This window comes from Kitasatospora indigofera (assembly GCF_014655955.1).
In the GTDB taxonomy this organism is placed as follows: Bacteria; Actinomycetota; Actinomycetes; order Streptomycetales; family Streptomycetaceae; genus Kitasatospora; species Kitasatospora indigofera.
In genome coordinates this window covers 22935-32405 of sequence record NZ_BNBO01000081.1, presented here as the reverse complement: position 1 = coordinate 32405, position 9471 = coordinate 22935, and the positions used below count along the sequence as shown (strand labels likewise).

The following is a 9471-nucleotide window of genomic DNA, read 5'->3' as shown; positions in this document are numbered from 1 at the left end:
CCGCCCAGGGTGCGCGGGCCGCGGCGCGTCCGGTGCGCGGGCCGGGAGCCCGGCCGGGGGCGACCCGGCCGGCGCGCCCGGTGGGCAGGGCGGCCGCACCGGCGGAGGCGGACGTAGCGAGCGAGGGTCGCGGGGCCGTCCGTCCGTCGAGTCCTCGGTCTTCCACCTGGGACTCCGGGCCGACCAGGAGACCTTCGACTGGGCGCACGAGGCCGCCCAGGACCCGTCCGACCTGGATCGCAGGCGCTTCGGACTCGACACGATGAACCACCTGGCGATCGCGTTCAGCCTCGGCGTCGACCAGGACGACGACGCCGAGCTCCCGTTCACCCGTGAGGCGGAAGCGTTCCTGCGCCCGCTGCTGGACAGCGAGCAGGACCCTCAAGCCCTCGCCATCGGCATCGCCGCCTTCGCCTCCTACTCCGCCGACGTCGCGGCGGTCCTGCCGCACGCCGATCACGCCGACCCCCGGGTCCGGGCGAGAGTTTCCACGATCCTCCACACCAAGACCACCAAGCACGAAGAAGCCGTCGCGGCCCTGATGCGCCTCACCGACGACCCCGTGCCCGTGACCCGGACGAACGCCCTCGACACGCTCGCCACGTCCGCCGTCGACACCCCGGAGGTGCGCGCCGTATTCGCCGCGCACCTGGCGGACCCACCCGTACTTCGACGCCAGACTCGAAGCCGCCGCCGGCCTCGCCCTGCGCGACGACGAACGCGGCCTGACGGCCCGCGTCGAGATCCGCTCCGGCGTCAGGAACAGCCACAGCCCGGGCTGGGGCCGCCTCTCCGACATCGACCACATGCTGTGCAACCGCGCCGGAACAGCAATCCAGCACCACTGACGACCCATCCCGGTCACGACGGACTGGCAGAACCTGCTGCGGGCTACGAGCGGCGCCGGGAACCTCAGCCGCGCACTCGTTACCCCCTTGTAGGGTGACTGGGATCACGGGCGAGGCTCGCCACCCCCTGGCCCAGAAGGTGAGTGCATCCGAAGGGAGGCATTGCGCATGTGAAGGTAACCAGTCAAACTGGTGACGTGATGCATGCCTTTCCCTGCGGGACCCTGCCCCTCGACTTCGTCGGGACCCTCCGCGCGCGGCGCAACGCCGTGCCGACGGAGAAGCTGGCGACCCCGGGCGGGCTCGACGCCTGGTTCGTCGAGGCCGGCATGGTCGACGCCGCGCCCGGTGCCGACCGGACCGACCTCGACATCGCCGTGGACCTGCGCGAGTCGATCTACGCGCTGGTCGCCGCCCGCCTCGCCGGCGAGCCGCTGCCGCCGCGGGCCGTCGCCGAGGTGAATCGGCACGCGGCGGGGCTGCCGGTGACGCTGCGCCTGCACGCGGACGGTGCCACCAGGACCGGGACCGTGGCCCAGGGGCTCGCTGCCCTCGCCCGTGAGACCGTCGAGATCATCGGCGGCGACGAGGCGGCGCTCCTGCGGGAGTGCGCCCGGCCCGAGTGCGCCCAGGTCTACCTCGACCGTTCGCGCGGCCGCCGGCGCGAGTGGTGTGCCATGAGGACCTGCGGGAACCGGGTCAAGGCCGCCGGCTACCGCGCCCGCCGGCACAGCGGGGCCGGCGCGTGAGCGTGCCCCCGGGGCCGGTCCGCCGTTGAGGCGGACGGCGCGGGGGGTGCGGCGCCGGGGGGTGGCCGCGCCCGCACCCCGTTCGAGCGCATGTTCCGCCCGTCCGGCCTCGCGCCCGGGTGTCACACGTGTGCAGACGGCGTTCAGGGCCCGGGCGCGACCTGCCGCAAGCGCCTCGGGCTCGACCTCGGCGGGGTGATGACCGTTCCGCCCCGATGGCCCGGCTGCCCGGCTCGGCCCGCGCAAGCGGTCCAACGAGACCGAGCTCCTGCTCGCCGTGCGAACGGCGAGCAGGAGCTCAGGGGCGGGGCGCGATGGCCGGCACCGGTACCGGCCATCGCGCCCCGCGGGTGTCCCGGCCACCCTGCCGGGACGCCGTTGCCGGGGCTCTTCGGCCTTGGTTGCGGCCGGGGCCCCGATCGACCACGGGCGGTAGCCCGCGGGTACGGTCCGCCCGGACCGGTCGGACGGTCACGGCCCGGGCGGAGGCTCATGGGCGGCGGGTCAGCCGGCCAGTGCGACGGCGTTGATGGTGACCGGGATGTTCCCGCGCGTCGCCTTGGAGTAGGGGCAGAGCTGGTGTGCCGCGTCGCCCAGCTCCACGGCCGTTTCCTGCTCCACGCCGCCGAGTTCGAGGTTGAGGACCGCGCCCAGGCCGAACCCGCCGTCCTCGCCGTGGGTCAGCGTCACCTCGACCGTGATGGCGGTGCTGGTCAGCCGGACCTTCCGCTCGGCGGCGGCCCGGCGCACGGCCCCGAGGAAGCACGCCCCCCAGCCGGCGGCGAACAGCTGCTCCGGGTTGGTGGCGCCGCCGGCGCCGCCCAGCTCCTTCGGGATGGCGAGCGGGGCGACGAGGAGTCCGTCGCTCGCGGCGATCTGCCCGCCGTTGCGACCCTCGCCCGTCACGGTGACCACTCCGGTGTAGCTGACTGCCATGGCTCTGTCTCCTCATGAGTAGGGGCATATCCGCCCTGAAGTAACTGTTCTAACTGGTGATGATTATTGCCAGGCGTCTCGCTGGGCGTCAACCCGGCATTCGGCCCTTGAGGGTGATCCGAGGTCATATGAGCCGGCGGTCGGCCATTTTCCATGAGTCGGGTCGGGTGCGGCGGAGGGCCTTGCGCAGGATGGAGTCCGTGCGCAAGCGTGCTAATAACCTTCTTGACAGGTTACTGAAGCAGGTTCCAAGCTGGTCGGGCGTCATGAAGGCGTCGACGAGGCGAGGAGCGGACGATGAACGACGAGGGCATCACCCCCGGGGCCGGTACGGTCCGCGAGCGCACCCCTGGTGGCACCTTCGATCCGGAGGTCCTCTGGAACGCCTGTGCCACCGTCGATCCGTATCTGGCGCTGAGCCTCGGCCCGAGCGTCGGCCCGTGCCTGGATCTGCACCTCGGACGGTGGTTCCGGGGTACCGGCGACCGTCCTTGACCCCCGAGGGACGGGGCCGGCTCTCGTCGGGCGGTGTGCCCGACGGATGGAATTCTCGTCCGCCGCGCCCCTCGGGGTCTTGCGTCGTTCGACGGTGTTCGGCGAGACCCGTGTGCCGGTGGCCCGGTACGTCATTCGACGGATGTGCACGGCGCCATGCCGGGTCATCCTGCCGGCGGGGCCGATGCCGGCCCGGCCGTCACCGCCCGTGCCGGCAGCCGAGAGGCTCACCGCGTTCCGCGCGGCGAACCTCCGAGCCTCCCGGCGCGGGCGGGGCGCGCGGCCGGGCTCAGAACCAGCTGTCGAGCCACAGCCTGGCGCGCCAGTCGGCGTACGGGATGCTCTGCCCCGTGTAGACCGGGACGAAGTGCACGAAGTTCCAGCCGATCAGCAGGACGAGCGCGAGTGCCACCAGCACGCCCCGGACGCGCCGCCGCTCGCCCGCCCCCGGCGGCCCGGGCAGGGCTGCCAGCATCATCGTCACGGCCAGGCTCAGGTACGGCACGAAGGCGACCGCGTAGAAGGAGAAGATCGTGCGGTCCTGGTACAGGAACCAGGGCAGGTAGCCGGCCCCCGCCCCGCACAGGACGGCGCCGGCGCGCCAGTCGCGTCGCAGCGCCCACCGGAAGAGCAGGTACATCAGCGCGCAGCAGGCCGACCACCACAGGAGCGGTGTGCCGAGGGCCAGGATCGTCTGCGAGCAGGCGGTCGCCGCGTGGCAGCCGGCCGTGCCGGGCTCCGCCTGCGTGTAGTGGAACAGCACGGGACGCCCGAGGACCAGCCAGCTCCAGGGGTTCGACTCGTACGGGTGGGGCGTGCTCAGCCCCACGTTGAACTCGTACACCTGGTACTCGTAGTGCCACAGGCTGCGGAGCGCTGCCGGGACCCACGACCAGGTGCCGCCGCGCCCGTCCGCCCAGTGGCGCCCGTACCCCTGGTCGGACCGGAGCCACCCGGTCCAGGTCGCCAGGTAGGTCAGGGCGGTGACCAGCACGAGGGAGAGCGCCGACCCCAAGTCCCGGCGCAGCACCGCGCGGTAGGGGCGGTCCGCGCCCGCGGTGCGCCGGGCACCGGCGTCCCACAGCAGGGTGAGCACGAGGAAGAAGGCGAGGAAGTACAGGCCGTTCCACTTGACCGAGGCCGACAGGCCGAGGAAGGCGCCGGCCGCGAGCCGCCAGGGCCGCGGGCCCGTCCCGGCGCGGGCGGCGGTGTGCCCGTCCGGGTGCGCCGGGCCGTCCCCTCCGGCCGGCAGGGCGGCGGCGAGCCGGGCCCGCGCACGGTCCCGGTCGATCAGCAGGCAGCCGAACGCCGCCAGGGCGAAGACCATCACGACGAGGTCGAGCAGCGCGGTGCGGCTCATCACGTAGTGCAGGCCGTCCACCGCCATCAGCGCCCCGGCCAGGCAGCCCAGTACGGTGGAGCGGAACAGCCGGCGCCCGATGCGGCACAGCATCAGCACCGACAGCGTGCCCAGGGCCGCCGTCATGAAGCGCCAGCCGAACGGGCCGAGGCCGAACATCCACTCGCCGAGGGCGATCACCCACTTGCCGGCCGGCGGGTGCGCGACGAAGGCCCCGGAGCCGGAGAGCGGGATCACCTGGGGGTGGCCGAGGATCTGCGGGTCGGCGACCAGACGGTCCGGCCAGCTGCCCTCGTAGCCGAGCCGCAGCAGCGACCAGGCGTCCTTGGCGTAGTACGTCTCGTCGAACACGACCGCCCGCGGGCTGCCCAGCCGCCAGAAGCGCGCCAGCCCGGCGAGGAGCGTCACCAGCAGCGGCCCGCCCCAGCCGGACCAGCGCGCCAGCCGGCGCAGCGCCGCCGGGGACAGCCGGGGAGGGCGCCGCATCCGCGACCCGGGCTCGGGGAACGGCGCCACCAGACGGTCGCGGACGGAGAGCTGCGGGCGGACGGCGTACCCGGCGCGGTGCAGCTGCCGCTCCCACGCGGTCGGCCGTCGGTCGGCCTCCGGTTGCGGCGGGCCGGCGAGAGCGGTCGCGTTCTCGGGTGTCACGTGGCGGGCCTTCTCCTCGGGGAGGGCGGGACGAGCGGGGGCGGGGTGCCCGGCGGCCGGCGGGTCGCCCGCCGGCGGGGCAGACCTCACCCGACGGGACCGCCCGTACCCGGCCGGGGCAGCGAGATCGGGCTCGGCCCCGTCGCCGGGCCGGGCACCGAGATCCGGCCGGGCCCGGGCGTCGGCCCGGGCGTCGACAGGCGGTACGGCGCCGGCGCCCCCTGGGCGGTGGAGGCGGGGTGGCCAGGCGACGTCATGGTCACCGACTCGGCGGAGACGAGGGGCCGCGGCCGGGGGCCGGCCGGACCGCCCCCGGAGAAGGAACCCGCGACGAGCAGCAGTGCGACGCAGAGTCCGGTGGCGGTCAGCACCGATCCGGCGGCCGCCCACGCCGTCCGGACCCGCCTCCGGGCCTGCACGCCGGCGTGCAGGCGGGAGCGGTGGCGGTCCTCGTAGGGCGTCTCCTCCTGCCCCTCGCGCATCATCCGTACCAGCTCCTGCTCGAAGCGATCCATGGCTCCCCTGGTCACCCGGCCCTCCTGACCCAACTCACCCCGCACGGCTCACCCGCGCGGTCCACCTCGTACGGTCCTCACCCACGGCCCACATCGCCGGAGACGGTTCTCACTCCACCGGGCTGACCGCCTCGGCGAGCAACTGCCGCAGCCGTGCGACGCCACGGGCCGTCAGCGACCGGGCGGTACCCAGCGGGCAGCCGAGCACCTCCGCGACCTGCCCCTCGGGCAGGTCCTGGTAGTAGCGCAGCACCACCGCGGCCCGCTGCCGGGCCGGCAGCAACGCCAGCAGGGCCTCCAGCATGGTCCGCTCGTCCGCCGCGGCCGCCTCGTCCGCGGCCCCGGGCGGGTCGGGCAGCCGGCCGACGGGCTGCTCGCCCCACCATCGACGCCGCGCCGACCGGGCCGCCGCACGCGCCAGCACCTTCCGGACGTACGCCTCGGGTGCCTGCTCGGCCACCCTGGGCCAGGCGAACCACAGCTTGACGAGCGCCTCCTGCAGCAGGTCCTCCGCCCGGTGCCGGTCCCCGCCGGTGAGCAGCCGGGCCAGGTGGAGCAGCGCCGGCCAGCGAGCCGCCACGAAGCGGTCGAACTCCTCGACCCGCGCCTGCCCCGTCACCCTCGACCCCTTGCCTCCCCGCCGAACACGCCGGCCCCTGCTGCGCTCCCGCGGGGAGCGGTGCGGCGCACGCGTCGTCGACGACGTGCGCCGCCCTCCGACCACGGACGCGTTCCTGTACCCCTGATAAGGCACTGGACCTCGCACGGCTATGCACGTCGGACCTATGACGTGGGTCACATCCTTGGTGCGCCCTCCGCCGGGGGCTCCGCGCCAGGGCCCGGCTCGGGGCGGGGCTACTGCTCGCGGACGGGCAGTCCGTCCGCGCCGCGGATCTCGATGCGCAGGTCGAACTCGTCGCGCAGCACGGCCGCCTGCTCGGGGGTGGCCAGCAGGTAGTAGTCGTCGGCGCAGGCGCCGTCGCCGGGGACGCAGTGGAAGACCCGCGGGTCGTCGCCGCCCGGGACGAGGTCCGAGATGCCCTGCTCGACGGCGCCCAGGTCGAGGTAGTCGTCGGACTCCTGCTCGATCCGCCAGGACCTGGGCTCGCCGTTGACCTTGAAGTCGAGATCCCGCGACGAGCCGATCTCGCCGACCAGTTCCACGTCCGTGACGGTGACCGCGCCACCGATCATCCGCCCCGCGTCCTCCAAGATGCCGGCGTAGGCGCCCTCGGCGAAGTCGACGTCCTCGCCGTGGGCCTGCAGGGCCACGTCACAGACTTCGAGCACCCCGGTCAACTCCTCGGTACGCCGGTTCGGTTCGGGCTCGCCCCAGTCGGCGGTGCACGCGACCGACTCGTCCGCCTTCCGGCGGGTGATCATGCCGAGCTCGTGCAGCCGGACGGCCAGGCGCTGGTAGGTGTTCATCCCCGTGTTCTCGATCATGCGGGCGATTCTGACACGCCGTCATGACAACTCGGTCGGGCGGCCGATGGGAGCAGGCCGGTGTGTTTGCGAGCCGGCTGCAGCCGCGAGGCCGCGTCCGCCCAGCGGGCCCGGGGGAAAGCCTCCGTCGACGGCGTCCTCCTCGTACCAGCCCGATGTCGGTGGCGCCCCGCAGGGCGCTCTCCTCCAGCCGGGCAAGGGCCTCGGCCGCCGCGTCCCGGTCGCCGACACGGCAGGCCGCCTCGACCAGTTCGGGCGGTGCTCAGCTCGCCACGAAGGTCAAGGACGCGCTCTCGTAGCTGCGCACGGCCGCCGCCGGCGCCATTTCGTGCTGCGTCGGCCAGGTTCAGCGGAACGCGGCGACATGGCGCGCGGCCCAGTCGGTGAACGGGCGCGGGGCGCGGCCGAGGACCCGCCGGACGTCCGGGCTCACCCGCAGCTCGGCCGGGTTCGGGGAGCCGAGGATGGTGAGGGTGTCCTCCGCGAGTTCCGCCGGCATGCTCCGGGCCATGGCGGCCTTGGCCTCGTCGTGGGTGAGGTCGTGGAACCGCACCGGCCAGCCCAGTGCGACGGCGATGGCTTCGGCCTGCTGGCGCGGCGTGATCACCTCCGGCCCGGTCAGCTCGTACACGCCGCCGGTGTGCCGGTCCTCCAGCAGGCAGGCCGCCGCGACCTCGGCGATGTCCGCCGGGTCGACGACCGGCACCCCGACGTCGCCGAAGGGCGCGGCGGCGACCCGCCGCGTGCGGATGGACTCGGCCCACCACAGGGCGTTGGAGGCGAAGCCGCCCGGCCGCAGGACGGCCCATTCCAGCCCGGACTCCCGCAGCACGTCCTCGACCGCGCGCATCGCGATCCGCGTGGCGCCGAAGGGCCTGGTCGCTACGCCCTGCGTGGAGAGCAGGACGACCCGGCGGACCCCGCTTGCCACGGCCTGGCCGATGATGTCGTCCGGGCGGGCCCCGGGGGCGTGCAGGTCGCCGGACAGCAGCAGGAACAGCGCTTCCGCCCCGGTCAGCGCAGGCTCAAGGCCGGCCGGCCCGGCCAGGTCGGCCGCCAGGTGGCGGACGCCGTCCGGCACCGCTGCCGCATGCCGCGACACGGCCGTCACCTGCTGGCCCGCCCGGGCGAGTGCCCGCGTCAGCGGTCGGCCCACGTTCCCGGTGGCCCCGGTCACCACGATCATGATCAGCTCCTTCGTCAGATGCCTTCTGTGGCCTTGACGTTAGGAGCCCGGGCTTACCATTGGTAAGGACATACCCAGGGGTAAGCTCATCACATGGTGGAAGGTTCGCAGCTCATGCAGGCCGAGGCGGGGGAGCGATATGAGGTGTTTCACACCGACTGCCCCGCGCGTCATGTGGTCGACCATGTGACCAGCCGGTGGGGCGTCTGGGTGTTGATCGCTTTGCGGAACGGTGACCTCCGGTTCTACCGGCTGCGCGAGAGCATCCAGGGCATCAGCGAGAAGATGCTCGCCCAGACCCTGCGCACGCTGGTCGAGGACGGCCTGGTCTGGCGGAAGGTCGAGCCGACGACGCCTCCCCAGGTCACCTACGGGCTGACCGAGTTCGGTCAGGATGTCGGCGAACCGCTCACGGAGCTGTTCGACCGGATCACGCGGCGGCTTTAGCGGCGCAGCGCGGGATGGCGTCAACTCGCTTGAAGGTGGACGGTGCTGTGCGCCGACGGGCCGGTGGCGCCCAGGCCGGGCGACCGGCGGCGGTGCGACCGGGCAGCCGGCTGGTCCCGCCGTGCTGCCCCGGCTCGGCCTGGTCCGTCGCGGAATGCCGGTGCCGGCCCGTCAGGTGCGTTCGGCTCAACTGCCCGTACTGCGGCGCCGGTCGGGGGTGAGCAGATAGGCGGTCGCCATGTCGCTGAGCTCGTCGGCGTACCGGCGCCTGGCCGCGTCCCCGGTGGCGGGGTCGGGGCGTACGGAGTTGTGGAAGCAGGCGCCGAGGACGGCGCGGGCCGCGGTGTCCAGTGCCTGCTGCGGCTGGGAGCGGCGGATCTGCCCGGTGTAGGGGGCTGCGGCTTCGAGCAGGAGGCGGTGGAGTTCGGTGATGGTGCGGGCGCCGCGGTCCAGTGCCCTGGATCCCCGCGTACGCAGCAGCTCGGGGAAGAGACTGCTGCTGTCGGCGAAGGACTGGAGCAGGGCGTGCGCGTAGGCGTCCATGACGCCCTGGAGTGAAGGCTCGGCCGTGCGCAGTCGCTCGGCCACGTACTCCTCGCGGCGTTCCAGCATCCGCTCGGTGAGGGCGGTGATCAGCTGTTCCTTGTCCTCGAAGCGGCGGTAGATGGTGCCGACCGCGACGCCGGCGCGTTCCGCGACGCCGGCGATCGTCATCTCCTCCAGGCCGGAGCCGGAGGCGATCTCTTCGGCCGCCCGCAGGACGCGGGCCAGGGTCGCGGCGCTGCGGGCCTGCCGGGGTTCCCGGTAGGCCACTGGATGCTCCGGCTTCTCGCTCATG

At 73.8% G+C, this 9471-nt stretch carries 11 protein-coding genes; 4 read left to right on the top strand and 7 right to left on the bottom strand.

What is annotated here, in order from left to right; genetic code table 11:
* Nucleotides 1–262: 262 nt before the first annotated feature.
* Together IE329_RS42160 and IE329_RS37400 are read left to right on the top strand one after the other, a co-directional pair.
* Nucleotides 263–946 carry a HEAT repeat domain-containing protein gene (locus IE329_RS42160; protein ID WP_190215517.1) on the top strand — a complete coding sequence of 228 codons (684 nt, stop codon included), beginning with the start codon at nt 263–265 and terminating at the stop codon, nt 944–946.
* Between the two features lie 99 nt (nt 947–1045).
* The gene (locus IE329_RS37400) at nt 1046–1597 is read left to right on the top strand and encodes a CGNR zinc finger domain-containing protein (protein WP_190215516.1); all 552 of its coding nucleotides are present in this window, start codon (nt 1046–1048) and stop codon (nt 1595–1597) included.
* A gap of 504 nt (nt 1598–2101) precedes the next feature.
* Here IE329_RS37400 and IE329_RS37395 read toward each other — a convergent pair.
* Complete coding sequence (locus IE329_RS37395) at nt 2102–2533, bottom strand: organic hydroperoxide resistance protein (protein WP_190215515.1); 432 nt, start codon at nt 2531–2533, stop codon at nt 2102–2104.
* Nucleotides 2534–2830: 297 nt separating this feature from the next.
* Here IE329_RS37395 and IE329_RS37390 point away from each other — a divergent pair, with 297 nt between their 5' ends.
* Entirely contained in the window at nt 2831–3028 is a 198-nt protein-coding gene (locus IE329_RS37390; protein WP_190215514.1) for a hypothetical protein, read from the top strand.
* A 289-nt stretch (nt 3029–3317) separates the two neighbouring features.
* Here the strand turns inward: IE329_RS37390 and IE329_RS37385 are convergent, their stop codons facing one another.
* The 5 genes from IE329_RS37385 to IE329_RS37365 all read right to left on the bottom strand — a co-directional run bounded on the left by IE329_RS37385 (nt 3318) and on the right by IE329_RS37365 (nt 8186).
* On the bottom strand, nt 3318–5039 hold the full coding sequence (locus tag IE329_RS37385; RefSeq protein WP_373311426.1) for a dolichyl-phosphate-mannose--protein mannosyltransferase: 1722 nt from the start codon (nt 5037–5039) through the stop codon (nt 3318–3320).
* An 86-nt stretch (nt 5040–5125) separates the two neighbouring features.
* Nucleotides 5126–5569 (bottom strand): cellulase, encoded by a 444-nt coding sequence (locus tag IE329_RS37380; protein WP_190215513.1) that lies wholly within the window; start codon nt 5567–5569, stop codon nt 5126–5128.
* Between the two features lie 94 nt (nt 5570–5663).
* Nucleotides 5664–6173, bottom strand: coding sequence for a SigE family RNA polymerase sigma factor (locus tag IE329_RS37375; protein ID WP_190215512.1), 510 nt, complete (start codon nt 6171–6173; stop codon nt 5664–5666).
* A gap of 236 nt (nt 6174–6409) precedes the next feature.
* Nucleotides 6410–7000, bottom strand: coding sequence for a hypothetical protein (locus tag IE329_RS37370; RefSeq protein WP_190215511.1), 591 nt, complete (start codon nt 6998–7000; stop codon nt 6410–6412).
* A 346-nt stretch (nt 7001–7346) separates the two neighbouring features.
* On the bottom strand, nt 7347–8186 hold the full coding sequence (locus IE329_RS37365; RefSeq protein WP_190215510.1) for an SDR family oxidoreductase: 840 nt from the start codon (nt 8184–8186) through the stop codon (nt 7347–7349).
* Nucleotides 8187–8279: 93 nt separating this feature from the next.
* Between IE329_RS37365 and IE329_RS37360 the strand changes: the two genes are divergently transcribed.
* Nucleotides 8280–8633, top strand: a complete 354-nt coding sequence (locus IE329_RS37360) for a winged helix-turn-helix transcriptional regulator (protein WP_190215509.1) — start codon at nt 8280–8282, stop codon at nt 8631–8633.
* 186 nt (nt 8634–8819) lie between these two features.
* Here IE329_RS37360 and IE329_RS37355 read toward each other — a convergent pair whose 3' ends face one another.
* Nucleotides 8820–9470 carry a TetR/AcrR family transcriptional regulator gene (locus IE329_RS37355; protein ID WP_229928077.1) on the bottom strand — a complete coding sequence of 217 codons (651 nt, stop codon included), beginning with the start codon at nt 9468–9470 and terminating at the stop codon, nt 8820–8822.
* Nucleotide 9471: the final 1 nt, after the last annotated feature.